The 20682-nt window shown below is 69.6% G+C and carries 16 protein-coding genes and 1 pseudogene; 12 read left to right on the forward strand and 5 right to left on the reverse strand.

Going from position 1 to position 20682, the window contains the following annotated elements:
• The first annotated feature begins 41 nt into the window (after positions 1-41).
• The 6 genes from BM388_RS07355 (at position 42) to BM388_RS07380 (ending at position 7013) form a co-directional block, all read left to right on the forward strand.
• Entirely contained in the window at positions 42-1202 is a 1161-nt protein-coding gene (locus BM388_RS07355) for an MFS transporter (RefSeq protein ID WP_089848676.1), read from the forward strand.
• A 32-nt stretch (positions 1203-1234) separates the two neighbouring features.
• On the forward strand, positions 1235-1951 hold the full coding sequence (locus tag BM388_RS07360; protein ID WP_089848677.1) for an ABC transporter ATP-binding protein: 717 nt from the start codon (positions 1235-1237) through the stop codon (positions 1949-1951).
• A 4-nt stretch (positions 1952-1955) separates the two neighbouring features.
• Complete coding sequence (locus BM388_RS07365) at positions 1956-4319, forward strand: ABC transporter permease (RefSeq protein WP_089848679.1); 2364 nt, start codon at positions 1956-1958, stop codon at positions 4317-4319.
• A gap of 52 nt (positions 4320-4371) precedes the next feature.
• Positions 4372-5580, forward strand: coding sequence for an efflux RND transporter periplasmic adaptor subunit (locus BM388_RS07370; RefSeq protein WP_089848681.1), 1209 nt, complete (start codon positions 4372-4374; stop codon positions 5578-5580).
• A 72-nt stretch (positions 5581-5652) separates the two neighbouring features.
• Positions 5653-6705: an asparaginase gene (locus tag BM388_RS07375; protein ID WP_089848684.1), complete on the forward strand. Its 1053-nt coding sequence runs from the start codon at positions 5653-5655 to the stop codon at positions 6703-6705.
• A gap of 71 nt (positions 6706-6776) precedes the next feature.
• The gene (locus tag BM388_RS07380) at positions 6777-7013 is read left to right on the forward strand and encodes a DUF2789 domain-containing protein (RefSeq protein ID WP_089848686.1); all 237 of its coding nucleotides are present in this window, start codon (positions 6777-6779) and stop codon (positions 7011-7013) included.
• A gap of 106 nt (positions 7014-7119) precedes the next feature.
• On the opposite strand, the gene BM388_RS07385 is transcribed toward BM388_RS07380, so the two are convergent.
• Complete coding sequence (locus BM388_RS07385; RefSeq protein ID WP_089848689.1) at positions 7120-7530, reverse strand: SRPBCC family protein; 411 nt, start codon at positions 7528-7530, stop codon at positions 7120-7122.
• Between the two features lie 104 nt (positions 7531-7634).
• On the reverse strand, positions 7635-9068 hold the full coding sequence (gene trhP, locus BM388_RS07390) for a prephenate-dependent tRNA uridine(34) hydroxylase TrhP (RefSeq protein ID WP_089848691.1): 1434 nt from the start codon (positions 9066-9068) through the stop codon (positions 7635-7637).
• Between the two features lie 215 nt (positions 9069-9283).
• Between trhP and queC the strand changes: the two are divergent.
• The 4 genes and pseudogenes from queC to BM388_RS07410 form a co-directional block, all read left to right on the forward strand.
• Positions 9284-9949 (forward strand): annotated as a pseudogene (gene queC, locus BM388_RS07395) (7-cyano-7-deazaguanine synthase QueC); the annotation flags it as partial.
• Between the two features lie 170 nt (positions 9950-10119).
• Entirely contained in the window at positions 10120-10776 is a 657-nt protein-coding gene (gene queE, locus BM388_RS07400) for a 7-carboxy-7-deazaguanine synthase (protein ID WP_089848695.1), read from the forward strand.
• The gene (locus tag BM388_RS07405; RefSeq protein ID WP_089848697.1) at positions 10776-11621 is read left to right on the forward strand and encodes a 6-carboxytetrahydropterin synthase; all 846 of its coding nucleotides are present in this window, start codon (positions 10776-10778) and stop codon (positions 11619-11621) included. Before queE ends, BM388_RS07405 begins: the two co-directional genes overlap by 1 nt.
• Positions 11618-11881, forward strand: a complete 264-nt coding sequence (locus BM388_RS07410) for a YkgJ family cysteine cluster protein (protein WP_089848699.1) — start codon at positions 11618-11620, stop codon at positions 11879-11881. Before BM388_RS07405 ends, BM388_RS07410 begins: the two co-directional genes overlap by 4 nt.
• A gap of 102 nt (positions 11882-11983) precedes the next feature.
• On the opposite strand, the gene BM388_RS07415 is transcribed toward BM388_RS07410, so the two are convergent.
• The 3 genes from BM388_RS07415 to BM388_RS07425 are packed head-to-tail and all read right to left on the reverse strand — an operon-like array spanning position 11984 to position 17022.
• Complete coding sequence (locus BM388_RS07415; protein WP_089848702.1) at positions 11984-15898, reverse strand: ATP-binding protein; 3915 nt, start codon at positions 15896-15898, stop codon at positions 11984-11986.
• A 33-nt stretch (positions 15899-15931) separates the two neighbouring features.
• Positions 15932-16573, reverse strand: coding sequence for a MiaE family protein (locus BM388_RS07420; protein WP_089848731.1), 642 nt, complete (start codon positions 16571-16573; stop codon positions 15932-15934).
• Positions 16573-17022 (reverse strand): DUF1289 domain-containing protein, encoded by a 450-nt coding sequence (locus BM388_RS07425; protein ID WP_089848704.1) that lies wholly within the window; start codon positions 17020-17022, stop codon positions 16573-16575. The genes BM388_RS07420 and BM388_RS07425 overlap by 1 nt, the downstream gene beginning before the upstream one ends.
• Positions 17023-17303: 281 nt before the next feature.
• Between BM388_RS07425 and acnB the strand changes: the two genes are divergently transcribed.
• A complete protein-coding gene (acnB, locus tag BM388_RS07430) occupies positions 17304-19907 on the forward strand; it encodes a bifunctional aconitate hydratase 2/2-methylisocitrate dehydratase (protein ID WP_089848706.1) in 2604 nt (867 codons plus the stop codon).
• A gap of 239 nt (positions 19908-20146) precedes the next feature.
• The gene (rraA, locus tag BM388_RS07435) at positions 20147-20635 is read left to right on the forward strand and encodes a ribonuclease E activity regulator RraA (protein ID WP_089848707.1); all 489 of its coding nucleotides are present in this window, start codon (positions 20147-20149) and stop codon (positions 20633-20635) included.
• Positions 20636-20682 lie beyond the last annotated feature (47 nt).

Genomic DNA, 20682 nt, shown 5'->3' on the forward strand with positions numbered 1-20682 from the left:
GAGCCCTCGACTCTCGCCGCCTGGCGCTGTTCATCGGCTTGATGGTGCTGGTCGGGCTCAACCTGCGCCCGGCCCTCTCCACCCTGGCCCCGCTGCTGGCGCGCATCCAGCAGGATACCGGGCTATCGGCGCTGTCGATCGGCGCCCTGACCACCCTGCCGGTGCTCTGCCTGGGGATCTTCGCCCCGCTGGCGCCCTGGCTCGCCAAGCGCCTCGGCCCGGAGAACACCCTGGCCGCCGCCCTGCTGCTGCTGGCCGGCGGCCTTGCGCTGCGCGGCGTGCCGGCTATCGTCGCGCTGTTTGGCGGCACCTTGATGGTGGGCGCCGCCATCGGCGTGGCCGGCACCCTGCTGCCGGCGCTGGTCAAGCGCGAGCTGCCGGCCGGGGCCGACCTGATGACCGGCGTCTATACCATGGCCCTGTGCCTGGGTGGCGCCCTGGGGGCGGGGCTCAGCGTGCCGCTCGCCGATCGGCTGGGGAACTGGTCCACGGGGCTCGCCAGCTGGACCCTGCTGGCGCTGGCCGCCCTAGTCGCCTGGCGACTGCTGATGCCCCGCCACGACGCCGCCAAGGCCGCGCCCGACACCGGCGGCTCCCTTCGCGAGCTGCTGAGCCAGCCGCTGGCCTGGCAGGTAATGCTCTTCATGGGCAGCCAGTCGTCGCTCGCCTACATCGTCTTCGGCTGGCTGCCCACCCTGCTGATGGCGCGTGGTTACAGCGAGGCCGAGGCCGGCTGGATGATGGGCGCCTCGGTGATGGTGCAACTGGTCGCGGCGCTGTCGGCGCCCTGGCTAGCTCGCCTGGGCCGCGATCAGCGCCCCGCCCTGCTGATCGTGCTGACCATGGTCGCCGGCGGCTTCTGGCTACTGCTGCAGGCGCCGGCCATGTGGCGCTGGCCCGGCGCCGTGCTGCTGGGCCTCGGCCAGGGCGGCGGCTTCAGCCTCGCCCTGACCCTGATCGTGCTGCGCACCGCTGACTCGCGGCTGGCCGGCAAGCTGTCGGGGCTGGTACAGGGGGGCGGCTATACCCTGGCCGCACTGGGCCCGCTGGCGATCGGCGTGATGCTGCAGTTTGACGTGGGGCTGACCGTTCTGACCCGCGTGCTGCTGGGCATCGTCGCCGTCAGCATGGGCTTCGCGCTGTTCGCCGGGCGCAACCGCCGCCTGGAGGTCGACGACGCGGGACGGCTGCTCACCCGCTAGACTCCAGTCGAGAGACGGGAGGAGCGCGGCGGATGGACAACGACAGGGACGTGGTCCTGACGACCCGAGGGCTGACCCGGCACTACCACATGGGCGAGGTCACCATCCAGGCGCTACGCGGCGTCGACCTCGACCTGCATCGCGGCGAACTCATCGTGATGCTCGGGGCTTCGGGCTCCGGCAAGTCGACCCTGCTCAACATCCTCGGCGGCCTGGACCGAGCCTCGTCCGGCACCGTGCACGTCGGCGCCGACGACCTGACCCACGCCTCCCAGCGCCAGCTGACGGCCTACCGGCGCCATCACGTGGGCTTCGTCTTCCAGTTCTACAACCTGATCGCCAGCCTCACCGCCCGCGAAAACGTGGCGATGGTCACCGACATCAGCCGCGACCCGCTGACGCCCGAAGCGGCCCTGTACCGGGTCGGACTCGAGGATCGGCTCGACCACTTCCCCTCCCAGCTCTCCGGCGGCGAACAGCAGCGAGTGGCGATCGCCCGGGCCATCGCCAAGCGACCCTCGCTGCTGCTCTGCGATGAGCCGACCGGCGCGCTGGACTCGCACACCGGCATTCGCGTGCTCGAGGTGATCGAGACCCTCAACCGCGAGTCCGAGACCACCATGGCGATCATCACCCACAACGCGGTGATCGGCGACATGGCCGACCGGGTGGTGCACCTGCGCGACGGCCGTGTGGAGGGCATCACGGTGCCGACGCGGCGTCGCCGAGCCAAAGAGCTTCGGTGGTGAGCCAGTGAAAGCCCTGCATCGCAAGCTGCTGCGCGACCTCGGTCGGCTGAAGGGCCAGGCGCTGGCCATCGCCGTGGTGGTCGCGGGTGGGGTGATGACGCTGATCCTCGCGGTGACGATGCTCGACGCCCTGACCCGTGCCCAGGAACGCTTCTATGCCAGCCATCACTTCGCCGAGGTGTTCGCCGACGTCACGCGCGCACCGCTCGGGCTCGTCGAGCGCCTGCAGCGAGTGCCCGGGGTCAACCTCATCGAGGCGCGCGTAACCGCGCCAGTGAGGCTCAGGGTCCCCGACTTCGAGGACCCGGTGCGCGGCCAGCTGGTCTCGATTCCCGACGGCCGTCAGCCGACGCTCAACCGACTTCACCTGGTAGCAGGCCAGCTGCCCACCGCAGGCCGCGAGGGGCAGGTAGTGGTGAGCGACGCCTTCGCCGAGGCCCACGGACTCACCCCCGGGGATAGCCTCGAGGCGATCATCAATGGACGCCGTACCCTCCTGGATCTCAGCGGCATCGCCCTGAGCCCCGAGTTCCTCTACCAGGCCGGCCCCACGGACCTGGTTCCCGACTACCGGCGCTATGCCATCCTCTGGATGAACCAGGAGGCGCTGGCCGACGCCTACGGCATGGAGGGCGCCTTCAACCAGCTCTCGCTGACCCTCCAGTCAGGGGCAGATCGGGAAACCATCATCGACGCCCTGGACCTGGCCCTCGCCCGCTACGGCGGCACCGGTGCCCGCACCCGCCACGACCAGCCGTCCCATCGCTTCCTCGAGGAGGAGCTGGATCAGCAGCGCGCCCAGGCCAGGATCCTGCCCACCATCTTCCTGCTGGTCTCGGCCTTCCTGCTGAATGTCGTGATGACCCGCATCATCCAGACCCAGCGCGAACAGATCGCCATCCTCAAGGCCTTCGGCTACCGCGACGCCGAGCTGGCACGCCACTACGCCGGACTCGCCCTGCTGATCGTGCTGCTGGGCTGGGCACTGGGCGTGGGGCTCGGCGCCTGGACCGCCCGCTGGATGGCCGGCCTCTATGCCGACTATTTCCGCTTCCCCGAGATGCGTTTCCCGGTTCCGCCCTGGGCGCTTGCGCTGTCGCTGCTGTTGGCCGGCCTGTCGGCGCTGGCGGGCACCTGGCGGGCCGTCTGGCAGTCGGTCAGCGCACCGCCCGCCGAGGCGATGCGACCGCCGGCGCCGCAGCGCTTCCGGCGCAGCTGGCTCGAGCGCTCCGCGCTTCGCCATGCCCTGGGCGGTGAAGGACGGATCATCCTGCGCCAGCTGGCCCGGCAACCGGCCAAGATGGCACTGTCGGTGATCGGCATCGCCCTCTCGGCGGGCCTCTTGATGATGGGCGCCTGGCAGATCGCCGCGCTGGACCAGATGCTGGACCGCCAGTACCGGGACATCCTGCGCATGGACATCGAGCTGACCTTCAACGACCCCACCCCGGTCAGGGCCCTGGGCGAGCTTCGTCACCTGCCCGGCGTGCTGGCCGTGGAGACCTGGCGCCGGGTCCCCGCCACCCTGATCCATGGCCATCGCCGCTACCGGACCAGCCTGACGGGGCTCGAGGCCACGCCACGCCTGCGCCCGATCGTGGACGCGGCAGGCAACGCACAACCCCTGCCCCCCGAGGGCCTGGTACTGACCCGCTACCTGGGCGAGTGGCTGGGGGTCGCAGCCGGCGACCGCCTGGAGGTGGCGATCATGGAGGGGCACCGCCGTCGTCTGTCGCTGCCCGTGGCCACCCTGGTGGACGAACCGGTCGGGGTCGGTGCCTACCTGCGCCGGGAGCGTCTCAACCGCCTGATGCGGGAGGGCCCCGCCATCGGCGGGGCCTGGCTGCTGGTCGATGATAACCGGCGCGATGCCCTGATCGATGCGCTCCATGACCTGCCGGTGGTGGCGGGCATCGGCCTGATGGACGAGGCCGAGCGCGACGTGCGCCGCTACCTGGACGAGACGCTTCAGGTGTTCGCGATCGTGTTCGTGGTCCTGGCCGGCTCGATCGGCTTCGGGGTGATCTACAACAACGCCCGGATCAGCTTCGCCGAGCGCTCCCGGGAACTGGCCACCCTGCTCGTGCTGGGCTACACCCGAGCCGAGGTATCACGGATACTGCTGGGGGAGATCGCCCTGCTCGGGGTGCTGGCCATCCTCCCGGGCTGGGCCGTCGGCGCAGGCTTCTGCGCCCTGCTCAGCGAGGCCTTCAGCAGCGAGCTGTTTCGTATCCCGCTGATCTTCACGCCGCGCCTCTTCGGCCTCTCGGTGGCCGGCGTGGTGGCGGCCTCGGCGCTGGTGGGGCTGCTGATGCTGCGCCGACTGTGGCACCTGGACAAGGTCGCCGTCCTCAAGGCGCCGGAGTAAGGCCCGCCGCTGCGTCCTCGACCGACCGTCGCCGACCGACATGGAGTCCGCTATGTCCCGTCAGCTGCTCACCCCTCGCCGCCTGCTCTGGGCCCTGGCCGCCCTGATCGCGCTGGGCCTGCTGATCTGGGCACTGCGCCCGATGCCGGTCCGCGTGAACACGGTCACGGTTCAAAGCGCCCCCTTCGTCGACTCGGTCAACGAGGAGGGACGCACCCGCCTTCGCGACACCTGGCACGTCACGGCCCCGATCACCGGCTACCTGCGGCGGGTGATGCTTGAGGTGGGCGACGCCGTCGAACAGGGCCAGGTGCTGTTCCGCCTCGAGCCGAGCCCGGCGCCCGCCCTGGATGCGCGCAGTCGCGAGCAGGCCGAGGACGCCCTGCAGGCCGCACGGGCCCGCTTCCACGCCGCCGAGGCCAACCTGGAGACGGCCCGGGCCGAGCGGCGCTTCGCCGAGGCCGAGTACCGGCGCTATCAACGGCTGCATCAGCGCAACCTGGTCTCAACCGCCGATCTCGAGCATCGCGAGAGCCTGCGCGATCGCCAGCGCGCGCTGGAGCGGGCCGCCGCCTCGAGCGTGGAGGCGGCGAGTTTCGAGGTGGAGAGTGCCCGGGCGGTGCTCGCGGTGACCAGCGGCCAGCGCAGCGGCACCGAGCAGCCGATGCTCGAGGTGGCCGCCCCGGTGACCGGTGTGGTGCTCGAGCGGTTCCGCTGCTGCGAGGGCGCGGTGGAGGCCGGCCAGCCGATCGTCGAGATCGGCCGACTGGCGGACATGGAGATCCTCGTCGACCTGCTCTCCATGGACGCGGTCCGCCTGAAGTCGGGCATGGACGTGCGCATCACCGGCTGGGGCGGGGCGCCGCTGTCCGGCAGCGTCCGGCGCATCGAGCCGGCCGGCTTCACCCGCGTCTCGGCGCTGGGGGTCGATGAGCAGCGGGTCCCGGTGGTCATCGACTTCGCCGAGGGGACCGACGCCGCCGCCCAGGGGCTCGGCACTGGCTTCCGGGTCGAGGTGGAGTTCCTGATCTGGCAGGCCGATGACGTGTTGCAGGTACCTACCAGCGCCCTCTTTCGCGACGATGGCCGCTGGGCGGCCTTCGCAGTCGAGGACGGCCGCGCCCGGCTTCGCCACCTGAAGATCGGCCGCCAGAGCGGGCTCGCCAGCCAGGTCCTCGAGGGCCTAGAGGCCGGGGAGCGCATCGTGACCCACCCTGGCGACGCCCTCACCGACGGCGCGGCGGTCACCCAGGGCAATTGACGCCGACGACTTGCCTGGCGCCGCACCGGCCGTATCATGGGGACCCGACCGCTCGACCCGCCAGGAGCCCCCATGACCGCCGGACCCGATCTCGACGCCCCCATACTGGTGATCTACACCGGTGGCACCCTGGGCATGGTGCAAGGCCCTCAAGGGCTCACGCCGGGTCATGACATCGAGGCCCGCCTGCACCGGGCGCTGGCCACCCTGCCCCCGGCCCGTCAAGCCAGCCTGCCCGCCTTCGAGGTGCTCGAGACCGAGCGTCCCATCGACTCCAGCAGTGCCACGCCGAGGGACTGGCAGGCGCTGGCCGCGCTGGTGGCCCGCCACTACCGCCGCCATGCCGGCATCGTCATCCTCCACGGCACCGACACCCTGGCCTGGACGGCCTCGAGCCTCGCCTTCCAGCTGCAGGGCATCGATCGCCCGGTGATCCTCACCGGCGCCATGCGCCCCCTGGAGGCCGAGGGCAGCGACGCCACCGCCAACGTCGCAGATGCCCTACGCTTCGCCATGACGCCGCGCCTCAAGGAGGTGGCGCTCTGCTTCGCCGGCCAGCTGCTGCGCGGCTGTCGCACCCGCAAGTGGCAGACCCAGGACGCCGCCGCCTTCGAAAGCCCTAACCTCGCGCCGCTCGGCGAACGGGTCGACGATGAGGTGGTGCTCTACCCCGGCCGCGGCCTGGCCGATCACCAGCGCGGCGCACCGCGCTTCGAGCTGCCGGACTATGCGCCGCTGGCGGCCGGCGGCGTGGTCCGCCTGGCCCTGTGGCCCGGCATTGAAGCCTGGCAGGTCGAGGCCTGGCTCGGCGACGAGCGCGTCAGGGGCGCGGTGCTGGAGGTGTGGGGCGGCGGCAACCTGCCGGACGACCCGGCGCTGATCGGGGCGCTGGCCCGGGCGAGCGGCGAGGGTAAGCTGCTGGCCGCCCTCAGCCAGTGCCCCCGTGGCGCGGTGGCCTTCGGCGACTACGCCGCGGGCCAGGGACTGAGCGATGCCGGCGTGCTCAGCGCCGAGGACATGACCCCCGAGGCCACCTTCGCCAAGCTGGTCCACCTGCTGGCCCAGCCACTAGAGGAGCACGAGCGACGCGGGCGCTTTCTCACGCCGCTGGTCGGCGAGCGTTGACGCGCATCATGCACGCCGAGGCGGAAATCGTTAAGGTGAGAGGACCCTCACCGGTCAGCAGGAGTCAATCCATGGAACATCCCGACCACCCCTTCACCGAACTCTTCGAGCAGCTTGGCCTCGCCTCCGATCACGCGGCCATCAAGCGCTTCATCGATCAGCACGCGCCGATTCCCGAGGAAATCGCGCTACCGGACGCGCCCTGCTGGAACGAGGGCCAGGCGGAGTTTCTGCGCGAGGCCCTCCAGGAGGACGCCGACTGGGCCGAGGTCGTCGATCACCTCGATGCCTCGCTGCGCAAGGGCTGAGGATGTCGCCCCGAGATCACGTGGCAAACAACGACGCCGCCCGTCATCGTGACGGGCGGCGTCGTTAGTTGGCCGCGCAGGGCGAGCGAGGTCAGGCGCCTGCCGGCTAGAGCCGCGCCTCGACGCGCTCCAGGATCTGTCGGCTGACCTTGCCCACCAGGGGCCTGGCCGCTCGATTGACGGCCTTCTCCAGCAGGCGATTACGAATCGTGTAGGTCAGGGTCAGGGCCACCTGGGTACCGCCCTCGACCGGGGTCAGGCGATAGCAGCCCTGATTGTGGACGCCGTCCAGCGACTCCCAGGCCAGCACCTCCGGCGCACGCGCCTCGGTGATGGCGACATCGAAGGTCCAGTCCATTCCCACCGCGTGCACGTGCCAGCGGTAGCGATCCTGACCCAGCGGCTCGATCGCCTTGATCAGGTCGGAATAGTCGGCAAAGTCCTCGACCCGCTCGAGCAGGGCGAAGACCCGCTCCGGGGATGCCTTGAGAATCGCGCTGTGTTCGATGGTCGCCATGACGCTCCCTGTTCGACTGCCAACGGTTCGACGTCTCGCTGTTCGACGGTCAATCGTCCCCTACCATGTCGTCGGCGGCCGAGGAAGTCCAGCCGCGCGGTGAATCAGAGGTCGCGCATCAGCAGCGCGAACTCGATGCGTTCGGGCGAGATCGCCTCACCCGGCACGGGAATGCGCACCACGTGACCGGAGCCCGGCGCCGCCCCCACCGACTCGCCGCGACGGTTCTCGATGTGCTCGAGCGCGAAGCGGCGGTTGCCGCCGGGCAGCATCAGCTCCATGGAGTCGCCGACCTCGAAGCGGTTCTTGACGTCGATCTCCAGCACGCCGCGATCCGGGTCATAGGCGGTGACCTCGCCGACGAACTGCTGGTGCACCCCCACCGAGTTGCCCTGTTCGTAGTTCTGGTACTGGTCGTGGACGTGGCGGCGGTAGAAGCCCTCCGTGTAGCCGCGGTTGGCGAGGTTATCGAGCTCGTCCATCAGGCGCATGTCGAAAGGGCGGCCGGCCACGGCGTCATCGATAGCGCGGCGATAGACCTGGGCGGTGCGCGCCACGTAGTAGGGCGACTTGGTACGGCCCTCGATCTTCAGCGAGGTGACGCCCATCTCGGCCAGGCGCGGCACGTGCTGCACCGCGCGCAGGTCCTTGGAGTTCATGATGTAAGTGCCGTGCTCGTCCTCGTACACCGGCATCAGCTCGCCGGGCCGGCTGCGATCCTCGATCAGCGCCGATAGCTCGTCCTGCCCCTCGGTGCCGCCCGCGGTGGCGGTACTCATCTCAGCCGCCTCGGCACTGCCGCCACCCGAGGCGATCAGCCCTCCGCCCTGCGGTGATGACTGACCCGGCGTCCAGATGCCGCTGGCGGCGTGGGCGCGCGCCGAGTTGGCCGGCACCAGGTCGCCGGTCTCGTCCTCGGAGGCCGCCACGGTGTTGTACTTCCAGCGGCAGGCATTGGTGCAGGTGCCCTGGTTGGGGTCGCGATGGTTGAAGTAGCCCGAGAGCAGGCAGCGCCCGGAATAGGCGATGCACAGCGCGCCGTGGACGAAGGTCTCGATCTCGAGATCCGGGCACTCGGCGCGGATCTGGGCGATCTCCTCCAGCGACAGCTCCCGCGAGAGGATGATGCGGCTGATGCCCTGCTGCTGCCAGAAGCGCGCGGCCGCGTAGTTGACCACGTTGGACTGCACGGAGAGGTGGATGACCTGCTCGGGCCAACGCTCGCGGATCATCATGATCAGCCCGGGATCGGACATGATCAGCGCGTCGGGCCCGGCCTCGATCACCGGCTCCATGTCGCGCAGGTAGGTCCTGAGCTTGCTGTTGTGGGGCGCGATGTTGGACGCCACGTAGAACTGCTTGCCCCGCTCGTGGGCGTAGGCGATGCCCTTGTGCAGGTTGTCGATCTTGAAGTCGTTGTTGCGCACGCGCAGCGAGTAGCGCGGCTGGCCGGCATAGACCGCATCCGCCCCATAGGCGAAGGCGTAGCGCATGTTCTTGAAGGTGCCGGCGGGCGACAGCAGTTCAGGGGCTTTCATGGAATTCACCGTTGTCAGGACGATGGCACCGCCGTCGGCCGAAGCCGCGGGTGCAGGGATGGAAGGCGCGAAAGTCTAGCAATTGGCACCGATTCTGGCCAGATAAGACGGCCTTGCGTACACTGTCGCGCGCCGGACCGGACCCCGGCGCCCTCTCCCGACGCGTTGCTCGTTACGCGCCGGGGGCGACAAATTCTCCGACCAGAGTTTCCGACATGACCCACACCCCCTATCCCGCCACCGTGGTGATCTACTCCGGCGGCATGGACTCCTTTACCGTGCTGCACCGCGCCCTGCGCGAGGGCCTCGACGTCCACGCCCTCTCCTTCGACTACGGCCAGCGCCATCGCCGTGAGCTCGAGGTGGCCGCGCGCGTCTGCCGCGAGCTGGGCGTGCCCCACCAGATAGTCGACATCACCGCCATCCACGGCCTTATCGACTCATCGGCACTTACCGACGAAAGCCGCGCAATGCCCGAGGGCGACTACGCCGAGGACAACCTGACCGCTACCGTGGTGCCCAACCGCAACATGGTGCTGCTCTCATTGGCCATCGCCAAGGCGGTCAACATTGGCGCCGGCCGGGTCGACTACGGCGCCCACGGCGGCGATCACGTGCTCTACCCGGACTGCCGACCCGCCTTCGTCGAGGCGATGAACGACGTGGCCGGCATCGCCAACTTCGAGGCGGTGACGATCCACGCGCCCTACCTGCGCTCGAGCAAGGCCGAGATCCTCGCCGAGGGCCTGGCCATGGGCCTCGACTACGCCGACACCTGGACCTGCTACCGCGGCGAAGCACTCGCCTGCGGGCGCTGCGGCAGCTGTCGGGAGCGCCTGGCAGCCTTCGCCGCTAACGGCGCCGTCGATCCCCTGGGTTATCTACAGCGGCCCGATGACGCGGCCGACTCACAGCGGCCCGACCCCGCCGCCGCCATTCAGCGGCCCGATGACGCCGCCACCGCTCAGCGGCCCGATGACGCCGCCGATGCCCAGCGACCTGAAACCGCCGCAGATTTACAGCGCCCCGGCGCCGACGCGGGAGACTCCTGATGTACAGCGTCAAGGAAGCCTTCTACTCGCTGCAGGGCGAAGGGGGCCAGGCGGGCCGCGCCAGCGTCTTCTGCCGCTTCAGCGGCTGCAACCTCTGGTCGGGCCGCGAGGCGGACCGCACCACGGCGGCCTGCCGCTTCTGCGATACCGACTTCATCGGCACCGACGGCCAGAACGGCGGGCGCTTCCGGGAGGCCGCGGCGCTGGCCGACCATCTCACCGCGCTGTGGCCCGATCACGGCGGGGTGGCCACGCCCTACGTGGTGTTCACCGGCGGCGAGCCGCTGCTGCAGCTGGACGAGGTCCTGGTGGCCGCCATGCACGAGAGCGGCTTCGAGGTCGCGGTGGAGACCAACGGCACCCTGCCACCCCCCGCCGGCATCGACTGGCTCTGCGTGAGTCCCAAGGGCGACAACCCGCTGGTGGTCACCGGCGGCGACGAGCTCAAGCTGGTCCACCCCCAGGCCGGGGTCACGCCCGAGCGCTTCGCGCGGCTGGATTTCGCCCACTTCTTCCTGCAACCCATGGACACCACCCCCGCCGGCCTTGAGGGCGACGGCGCTTCCAATACCATGGCCGAGACGGTGGCCTACTGCCTGGCCCATCCCCAGTGGCGGCTGTCGCTGCAGACCCACAAGATCGCGGGAGTCGACTGATGACCCTCTTCGTCAACCGCCTCACCCAGCTCGATGCCTCGCTGTGGTGCCCGAGGCGCGGCCTCGTCGGCGCGAGCTGGCAGGTCGACGTCGAACTCGACGGCGAGCTCGGCGAGGACGGCATGCTCTTCGACTTCGGCGAGGTGAAGCCCTGGATCAAGGGCGCGATCGACGGTGGCGTCGATCACACCCTGCTGGTACCGACCGAGGCGCCGGGCGTGACGCTTCACGACTGTCGGGAGGGCCTCTGCCTGCGCAGCGAGGTCCCCTATCCGCTCGAGATGCGCGCCCCGCGCCAGGCGCTGAGCCTGCTGCCCTGGTCCGAGATCACGCCGGAGCGCCTCGCCCGTCATCTGGCCGACGAGCTGATGCGCCGTCCGCCGCCGCGGGTCGGCGACATCCGCCTGACCCTGCGCGAGGAGGCGATCGAGGGCGCCGCCTACGGCTACAGCCACGGCCTGAAACGCCATGTCGGCAACTGCCAGCGCATCGCCCACGGCCATCGTTCACGGCTGCATGTGTGGCAGGACGGAGAGCGCCAGCCGGCGTTGGAGGCGCGCTGGGCCGACTGGCTCGGTGAGCGCTACCTGGTCGACGCGGCCGACATCGTCGAGGACGACGAGTCGGGCCTCGATGACCGCCTGACCACCCGCTACCGCGCCGAGCAGGGGCAGTTCTTCCTGCGCCTGCCTCGCCGCCGCTGCGCCGTGCTGCCGACCCCTACCACCGTGGAGCAGATCGCCGCCTGGCTGGCCGAGGCCATCGCCCGGGAGAGCGGTCGCGCCACTCGGGTCCAGGCCTTCGAGGGGATCGACAAGGGCGCCATCGCCGAGGCGCGCCCGTGACGCCCGCCCCCGGCGAGTGCCGTCCGGGCTGCGGCGCCTGCTGCATCGCGCCGTCGATCAGCTCGCCGATTCCCGGCATGCCCGATGGCAAGCCGGCGGGCGTGCGCTGCGCTCAGCTCGACGACGCCAACCTCTGCCGGCTGTTCGGCGACCCTCGCCGCCCGGCGGTGTGCGAGCGCTTCGACCATGACGCCGAGCTGTGTGGCGACGATCGCGACGATGCGCTCGAGCGCATCGCGGCCCTGGAACTCGCCACCTGACTCGACTCGCCCCCGGCCCCCGCCGGGGCAGATAGCACGAACGACAACGGCGCCCTGGAGGCGCCGTTGTCGTCTGCGGGCATCGCGTCAGCGGTCAGTTCCTCATGAGGAGAGATCCTCGACGTGGGGCAGTCGACGGTCGAGCAGGCTTCGCCAGCGCATCAGCACCGGGGCATCGCCGTGGCTCACCACGCCCAGCAGACGGCGAAACTCGACCTGAGCCGCCTCGTCGCGCGGGTCGATCAGCGTCAGCCAGAGCTCCAGCACCGAGAGCTGCTGGTGCAGGTTGCCATCCTCCCGAGCGTGAGCCAGGGCCTGTTCGGCCAGGCTCCTGACCTCATCACGGGAGTACCCCAGGCGGTGGCGGATCCGCGCCAGGTTGAGCGCCAGTTCCGAGACGAACAGCGTGGTGCGCTCGCGGGCGATCATCAGGCACTGATCGAGGTAGGCCTCGGCGCGGGAGAGCTCGCCCAAGGCCACGCAGGCATCCACGTACCAGAGGGCCGGACGCTGGTAAGGGTCGCGCCCGGTCACCTCGGCCAGCTCCTCCAGGGCCGCCTCGATCGTGGCCAGGCCATCGCGGTCGCCCGCCAGCGCCCGCTGCCAGCCCAGCACGCAGCGCGAGGCCACCTGCCAGAGGTGCAGATCCGGCGTGCCGGTCAGCTCGAAGGCGCGCTCGGCGCGCACGGTGGCCAGGTGCACGTGGCCCAGCTGGCGGTAGAGGGCCGCGGCGTACATCAGCGCCATGGCCAGGCTGCCCGGGTGATTGATGCGCTCGGCCAGGCGAATGGCCGACTCCACCTGCCGCTCGGCCCGCTGATAGTCGCCGCGCAGGCAGAGCGTCCAGCCCTGGAAGCAGGCCGCGGCCACCTGGGGGTGATCGGAGAACGGCAGCCACTCGATCATCATCGGGGCATTGAGCGGATCGATCTCCTCGAGGTGGTCATAGGCCTGGGAGATGCGTCCCGCCCAGTACTCGCAGCTGGCGCGGGCGAAATCGGCCAGGCGCCGATAGCGGGGATCCTCCAGGCGATCGGCCAGGCCGGCCAGCCGCGAGGCCAGCGAGAAGGCGTCGGCATGGGCATGGCGCTGGCTGCAGCCCACCCACAGCCCCCACTTGACCAGGAAGGCCTGCTCCAGGTCGCCGCCCTCCTCCGGGCTCTCCGCCTGCTGGGCCAGCAGTTCCCGGGCGCGCACGAAGCTCTCGTGGGCGGTGGGCGAGCCGTGGCCCTCCAGGGCGAAGGCCGCCTGGCCCCGCACGGTGAGCAGGCTGATCTCACGCTCGGCCTGATCCTCGACGTGGCGCAGGCTGGCGAGGCCGAAATCGGCCATCTTCAGCGCCGTGCGGTTGGCGCTGACCTTGAGGGCCTCCCGGGCGGCCAGCTCGAAGTAGCGGGCGCCGCGCGCATAGTGGCCGCTGCGCCGCAGATGGGTGGCGAAGTCGCCGGGATGGCGACTGATCCACATCGGGAAGTGTTCCTCGATCAGGCTGACCACCTGGCGATGAATGCTGACCCGCACGTCGCGCGGGCAGGCCAGGTAGGCGGCCTCCTGGAGCAGCTGATGGGTGAACTGGTACTCGCGCTCGGCCGACTCGCCCTCGGTAGGCTCGATGATCTCGAGCCGGCGCATGTGCTCCAGCGCCGTGGAGAGTCGACTCATCTCCCAGCCGCTGCACTCGGCGAGAAAATCGAGACGGAAGCGGCGGCCCAGTACCGCCGCCACGTGGGCCACCTCGCGGTCGCCGTCGAGCTGGTCGATGCGGCTGGCCAGCAGCCCCAGCAGGCCGTGGGGCAGCTCGTCGAGCTGCACGCTGCGCCCCTCACGGCGATCCATGTCGACCCGCCGGCAGATCTCCTGCAGGTAGAGCGGCACACCGTCACAGCGCTCGATGATCTGGCCGCGCAGCCGCGGGCTGAGGTGGATCCGGTAGCGACGCGCCAGCTGGGAGAGCAGCCGGGAGGACTGGGTGGGATCGAGCCGCCCCAGCGAGATCTGCTGGTCCCAGTGCAGGCGCGCCGGCAGGGCCTCGCGGCCGTGGTGGCTGGCCACCAGCAGGAAAGGACAGTTGATCGGCAGCCGCGCCTGCAGGCCGGCCAGCACCTTGAAGGAGGGCTCGTCGAGCCACTGCAGGTCGTCGATCATCAGCACCAGGGTGCGCTGGCGGGTCAGCTCGCCGATCAGGCGATGCAGCAGCCCCACCACCAGCTCCACGGCCTCGCCGCTCTGGGCCAGTGCGGCCATCTCGCGGGGCTCGCGCACGCCGAGCGCCTCCTCGAGCAGCAGCCGCGGGTCCGTATCCGGTGCCAGCGCTTCGTCGTCGGCCAGCAGGCGCGATATCGCGGCCTCCTCAATGCGCCCGCCAAGGTGCCAGCGCAGCAACTGGCGCGCCACGCCGTAGGGCTCCTGCACGGAGAGCCGGGTGGTCGGCTGCCAGCAGATCGCCGCCTCGCGGCTCTGCTCGAGCTGGCGAAATCCGACCAGCAGCGCCGACTTGCCGAGTCCCGAGGGGCCGCGCACCAGCACGCTCTGGCGCAGGCCGATGCCGGCGCGGGCCAGGGCGTCGCGCAGCGTGCGCAGCGAGGTCTCGCGGCCCACCAGGCTTGGGGGCAGCGCCTCGCGCCCGCCTTCGTTCGCGCCGAGAACGAGCGCCCGCAGGCGCACGCGACCGTCGCTGGCCACCAGGCGCGTAGAGAGGCGCGGCTGCAGATCCAGGGCCGGCGGCATGTGCTGGCTGGCATCCTGGGAGATCACCAGCTCGCTGCCCCCGGCGGCGCTCATCAGATCCAGGGAGCCCTGGGTCACCTGCCCCAGCGGGTCGACCAGGTGGCGCTCGGGCAGATACACCACGCGCCCGCTGTCGAGCCCCGCGGCCAGCTCGATGCTGGGTGGCTCGCCCTCGCCGCTCCAGTGACGCAGCGACTCCTCGGGCAGCACGCGGCGGCAGTGCTCATAGAGCGCGACCAGCTCGGCCAGCTGATGGGCCGGGCCGTGGGTACCGAAGCAGGCCAGCCCCAGGCCGCCGGTCGCCCCGGGCAGCCAGAAGCCGCCCAGGTGGTGACACTGCTGCTCGAGCCAGCGCATCAGCTCGACCTGCAGCGCCAGGCAGGCGCGGGCATCGGCGCGATCCGAGAGATCGGCCTTGAGCCGCAGTCGGATGGCCATGACCGAGAGCTGCCGCTGCTCGATCTCATCCTCGCGCAGCGGCGCACTGTCCGTGGCCAGGGTTCGCGAGAAGGCCCCGCTGGGCCCCAGCGGCGAGCCCTCGGCCGGCGCATCGGACCAATAGCGGGCGAGCTGCAGGAAGGCGGGCTCGGGCTGCTGACCGGAGAGCGCCAGCAGCTGCAGGTAGGCGTTGTACTGCTCATGGGCGGCGGCCAGCTGCCCCTGCTCGGCAAGCTGGCGCACCAGCCGCTCGTGAAAGGGGCCGTAGCCCGAGAAACGGCTGACCAGCGCCTCCAACACCTCGGCGGGCACCGGTTCCTGGTGCTCGAGCACGCCTTCGGCGAAGCGGATCACCCGCTGGCGCCACTCGTTGCGCACCTGCACCAGCCAGCGCTGATATTCGGCGCAGCTTCCGAGCTGCAGCTCCTCGACGAGATCGCCCCGGTAGCAGGCCAGCGCCGCCTCGAGGGTGGCCACGTCGCCGGGGCCGTCGAGCAGCGTCTGCAGGCGATGCATGTCGAAGCGCCAGGGTTCCGGCAGCCGGAAGGCGATGGTCTGGCGGGTCACCGCCAGCACCCGTTCGGCCTCGTCACCCAGCGACTGGCGCAGGCAGTGCAGGGCGTGACGCAGGTTGGTGCGCCCCGACGACAGACCCTGATCGGGCCACAGCAGCTCGGCCAGGGTGGCGCGGTTGACGGGCTGGTCATGCAGCAGAAGGTAGACCAGCAGGGCCTTTACCTTGTCGTAACTGAACTGGGTCAGGACGTCGTCGCCCAGGTTCAGTGAAAAGTGGCCGAAGAGTGCCAGGTGATCCCGGTCGTTCTCGTATATGTCGTCGGCTGCATCCCGCATGGTGAGCATTCCTGCGTGGCGGAAGTGATGGCGTCAGGCCGGCACACCGCTGTGAAAACGAAAGACCGTGTCCGGCATGGTGACCAGCTCGGCCTCGCGATCGGAAAAGAAGGCGATGCGTTCGTCGATGGGCGCCGTGGCCAGGCGGCGCGCCAGCATCAGATAGTCCTCGAAATGGCGACCTTCCGACTTAACCAGACTGCGATAGAACTTGGCAAGTTCATCATCCAGATGCGGAATCAGCCGGGCGAAGCGCTCGCAGCTGCGCGCCTCGATCAGCGCCCCGATGATCAGGATATCGATCAGCCGCTCGGGCTCCTCCCCGCGAACGTGTCGGCGCAGCCCCTCGGCATAGCGCGATGCGCTGATATGGCGATAAACGACTCCCCGCGCCTCCATCAGCTTGACGACCTGCTCGAAGTGCAGCAGCTCCTCCCGGGCGAGCTGGCTCATCTTGGAGAGCAGCAGCGGCTGGTCCACATAGCGATAGAGCAGGCTCATGGCCGTGGAGGCGGCCTTCTTCTCGCACTGAGCATGATCGATCAGCAGCAGTTCGGGGTTGTCGAGCGCCCAGTCCACCCAGGCATCCGGAGTGGCACAGGGCAGGAAGGACAGCAGCTCGGCGGGCAGCAGTTCCTGGCACGCGGTCGATTCGAGGGTGTCGGTCGAGGGCATCATGGTGTCGGCAGGTCGGTGGAATCGAAGGAGGTCGCCAGGCGCCGGTCCGCGGTGGCGAGCAGGTCACGGGCGATCGCGGCGTGCAGCGAGGCGGCATCCTGGTGATCGAGGCCGGCCAGGCCGTAGCGCGCGAGCTCTTGGATGCGCCCGCGGCCCACCCGCAGCAGCTCCACGGCCCGGGAGAGCGCCGGCTGATCCTCGCGGAAGCGAATGCGATAGCGTTGCAGCTGGGTCTCGAGGAGTGCGGCGTCCTCGACGACCAGGTGGCGCGCGGCAACCTCGGCACGCAGCCGGTCGATGTCGACCAGGCGGGCGCGGCGCTCGCCGCCGCTGTAGGCCGGCCAGTCGCGGATCTCGCTGTCGGTGCGCTGACAGCCGCGACACACCCGGTCTCCCAGGGTGGTCGAGCAGACGCCGACGCAGGGCGAGACGATGCGCTCTCCCATATGACCTCCCGTTGACGTTCAGGTGTATTGGCAAACGTTCATGGTACCGCGCAGGGCGGCGCTCTGGCATCCCGAAGTTGTGCCCGGCGGCCACCGCCGACCAAAGTTCAAGGCCCCAACCACGGGCTCGCCTTAACATTGTCGACAGTTTCATCTATCATCGCGGCACCGCTGACACCCTGGCCAAACCGGGCGGGTCCGCCGGCTCCGCGCCCCTGTCGGCGCGGTCCGCACGACGCGTCTCGCCGGCCCTGGCCGCCACTACCGATGAGGGTCCCCACGTGCTTGAAGCCTATCGCCAACATGTCGAGGAGCGCGCCGCCGAGGGCGTGCCGCCGAAGCCGCTGAACGCCGAGCAGGTCGCCGCTCTGGTCGAGCTGCTGAAGAACCCGCCGGCCGGCGAGGAGGAGTTCGTCCTCGACCTGCTCACCAATCGAGTTCCGCCCGGTGTCGACGAGGCGGCCTACGTCAAGGCCGGCTTCCTCACCGCCATCGCCAAGGGTGAGGCCGAGTCGCCGCTGATCGACCGCATCCACGCGGTGAAGCTGCTGGGCACCATGCAGGGCGGCTACAACATCGTCTCGCTGGTCGAGCTGCTGGACGATGCCGACCTGGCCCGCGAAGTCGGCGAGCAGCTCAAGCACACCCTGCTGATGTTCGATGCCTTCCACGACGTGGAAGAGCGCGCCAAGGCCGGCAACGCCGTGGCCAAGGACGTCATCCAGTCCTGGGCCGAGGCCGAGTGGTTCCTCTCCAAGCCCGCGCTGGACGAGAAGATCACCCTCAGCGTCTTCAAGGTGCCGGGCGAGACCAACACCGACGACCTCTCCCCCGCCCCGGATGCCTGGTCGCGTCCCGATATCCCGGTGCACGCCAACGCCATGCTCAAGAACGAGCGTGACGGCATCGAGCCCGAGGAGCAGGGCGTCAAGGGCCCGCTGGCACAGATCGAGGCGGTGAAGGCCAAGGGCTACCCGGTCGCCTACGTGGGCGACGTGGTCGGCACCGGCTCCTCGCGCAAGTCCGCGACCAACTCCGTGCTGTGGTTCTTCGGTGACGACATCCCCAACGTCCCGAACAAGCGTGCCGGCGGCTTCTGCTTCGGCGGCAAGATCGCCCCGATCTTCTTCAACACCATGGAAGATTCCGGTGCCCTGCCCGTCGAGATGGACGTCGAGAAGCTCGAGATGGGCGACGTCATCGACGTCTACCCGTACGAGGGCAAGGTGTGCAAGCACGGCACCGACGAGGTGCTCACCACCTTCGAGCTCAAGACTCAGCTGATCCTCGACGAGGTGCGTGCTGGCGGGCGCATCCCGCTGATCATCGGTCGCGGCCTGACCACCAAGGCGCGCGAGTCTCTGGGCCTCGCCCCCTCCGACGTCTTCCGCCTGCCCGAGCAGCCGGCCGACACCGGCAAGGGCTTCACCCTGGCCCAGAAGATGGTCGGCAAGGCCTGCGGCATGGACGGCGTGCGTCCCGGCATGTACTGCGAGCCGAAGATGAGCACCGTGGGCTCCCAGGACACCACCGGGCCCATGACCCGCGACGAGCTCAAGGACCTGGCCTGCCTGGGCTTCCAGGCCGACCTGGTGATGCAGTCCTTCTGCCACACCGCGGCCTACCCCAAGCCGGTCGATGTGGATACCCACCACACCCTGCCCGACTTCATCATGAACCGCGGCGGCGTCTCGCTGCGCCCGGGCGACGGCATCATCCACAGCTGGCTCAACCGCATGCTGCTGCCCGACACCGTCGGCACCGGCGGCGACTCCCACACCCGCTTCCCGCTGGGCATCTCCTTCCCGGCAGGCTCCGGCCTGGTCGCCTTCGCCGCCGCCACCGGCGTGATGCCGCTGGACATGCCGGAGTCGGTCCTGGTGCGCTTCAAGGGCGAGCGTCAGCCCGGCGTCACCCTGCGTGATCTGGTCCACGCCATCCCCTACTACGCCATCCAGCAGGGGCTGCTGACCGTCGAGAAGTCCGGCAAGAAGAACGCCTTCTCCGGTCGCGTGCTGGAGATCGAGGGCCTCGAGGACCTCACCGTCGAGCAGGCCTTCGAGCTTTCCGACGCCTCCGCCGAGCGCTCCGCCGCGGGCTGCACCATCACCCTGGGTGATGACTCCGTCGCCGAGTACCTGAAGTCCAACATCACCCTGCTCAAGTGGATGATCGCCAACGGCTACGGCGACCGCCGTACCATCGAGCGTCGTATCCAGGGCATGGAAGAGTGGCTGGCCAACCCGAGCATGATGCGCGCCGACAAGGACGCCGAGTACGCCGAGGTCATCGAGATCGACCTCGAGCAGCTCAAGGAGCCGGTCCTGTGCGCCCCGAACGATCCGGACGACGCGCGTCTGCTCTCCGAGGTCGCCGGCGAGAAGATCGATGAGGTCTTCATCGGCTCGTGCATGACCAACATCGGCCACTTCCGCGCCGCGGGCAAGCTGCTCGAGAAGCAGCCGGCCGGCAGCCTGAAGACCAAGCTGTGGCTGGCGCCGCCGACCAAGATGGATCAGCACCAGCTGACCGAGGAAGGCTACTACGGCATCTACGGTCGTGCCGGTGCGCGCATGGAGATGCCGGGCTGCTCGCTGTGCATGGGTAACCAGGCGCGCGTGGCCGCCAAGAGCACCGTGGTCTCGACCTCGACCCGCAACTTCCCCAACCGCCTGGGCGATGGCGCCAACGTCTATCTGGCGTCCGCCGAGCTCGCGGCCGTGGCCGCGGTGGAGGGTCGCCTGCCGAGCGTCGACGAGTATCGCCGCTACATGAGCGAGTTCGACGCCATGGCCGGCGAGATCTATCGCTACATGAACTTCCACGAGATCGAGGAGTATCAGAACGCCGCGTCCAACGTGATTCCGGTCGCCCAGGAAGCCTGATACCCGACGTCGTGAGAACGTCAGCTCGACTCCGATGCTCGCAACATCGAAGGCCGCCGCTCGCGGTGGCCGGAGCCGATGACAGAAGCGCCTCTCCGGGGGCGCTTTTTTTGGCTCTTTTTACCCTCTTCCCTGCCCCATCGAGCGGCGTCTGCCACCAAAGGAGGCCTGTCGCTGTGCTCCGAGCGTGGCATCATCGACGAGTCTCGATATCAAGACCGACATCAGGAGCCATCCCCGTGAGCCAGATCGTTACCCCGGATATTTGCGACGCCTACCCCGAGGTCCAGGTGCTCGACCCGATCTTCGTCAATGCCGGCGGCCTGGAGGCCTTCTACGGCCCGATTCGCACCGTCAAGTGCTTCGAGGACAACTCCAGAGTCAAGGAAGCCGTGGCCGAGCCCGGTGACGGCGCCGTGCTGGTGGTCGACGCCGGTGGCTCGACCCGCTGCGCCATGCTTGGCGACATGCTGGCCGAGCAGGCCGCCGGCAACGGCTGGGCCGGCGTGGTGATGTACGGCTGCGTGCGCGACGTCGACGTCCTGGCCGAGACCGAGCTCGGCATCCAGGCGCTGGGCGCCCATCCGCGCAAGAGTGAAAAGCGCGGCGAAGGGCAGCGGGACCTGCCCGTGACCTTCGCCGGCGTGACCATCGAGCCCGGTCAGTGGCTCTATGCCGACAACAACGGCATCCTGATTGCCGACGAGCGGCTGGACCTGGAACGCTGAGCCCTACTATTCATCACGATGGCCCCGCGAGCGTTCGCGGGGCTCGT

The sequence above is a fragment of the Halomonas saccharevitans genome, assembly GCF_900116405.1.
Taxonomy (GTDB): Bacteria; Pseudomonadota; Gammaproteobacteria; order Pseudomonadales; family Halomonadaceae; genus Halomonas; species Halomonas saccharevitans.

Excerpts from the sequence above, each read along its gene's own strand:
- BM388_RS07380 (WP_089848686.1), top strand. The coding sequence starts at position 6,777 with ATGGAACATCCCGACCACCCCTTCACCGAACTCTTCGAGCAGCTTGGC.
- BM388_RS07375 (WP_089848684.1), top strand. The coding sequence starts at position 5,653 with ATGACCGCCGGACCCGATCTCGACGCCCCCATACTGGTGATCTACACC.
- BM388_RS07415 (WP_089848702.1), bottom strand. The coding sequence starts at position 15,898 with ATGCGGGATGCAGCCGACGACATATACGAGAACGACCGGGATCACCTG.
- queE (WP_089848695.1), top strand. The coding sequence starts at position 10,120 with ATGTACAGCGTCAAGGAAGCCTTCTACTCGCTGCAGGGCGAAGGGGGC.
- BM388_RS07385 (WP_089848689.1), bottom strand. The coding sequence starts at position 7,530 with ATGGCGACCATCGAACACAGCGCGATTCTCAAGGCATCCCCGGAGCGG.
- BM388_RS07405 (WP_089848697.1), top strand. The coding sequence starts at position 10,776 with ATGACCCTCTTCGTCAACCGCCTCACCCAGCTCGATGCCTCGCTGTGG.
- BM388_RS07370 (WP_089848681.1), top strand. The coding sequence starts at position 4,372 with ATGTCCCGTCAGCTGCTCACCCCTCGCCGCCTGCTCTGGGCCCTGGCC.
- BM388_RS07360 (WP_089848677.1), top strand. The coding sequence starts at position 1,235 with ATGGACAACGACAGGGACGTGGTCCTGACGACCCGAGGGCTGACCCGG.
- BM388_RS07425 (WP_089848704.1), bottom strand. The coding sequence starts at position 17,022 with ATGGGAGAGCGCATCGTCTCGCCCTGCGTCGGCGTCTGCTCGACCACC.
- trhP (WP_089848691.1), bottom strand. The coding sequence starts at position 9,068 with ATGAAAGCCCCTGAACTGCTGTCGCCCGCCGGCACCTTCAAGAACATG.
- BM388_RS07355 (WP_089848676.1), top strand. The coding sequence starts at position 42 with ATGGTGCTGGTCGGGCTCAACCTGCGCCCGGCCCTCTCCACCCTGGCC.
- BM388_RS07420 (WP_089848731.1), bottom strand. The coding sequence starts at position 16,573 with ATGCCCTCGACCGACACCCTCGAATCGACCGCGTGCCAGGAACTGCTG.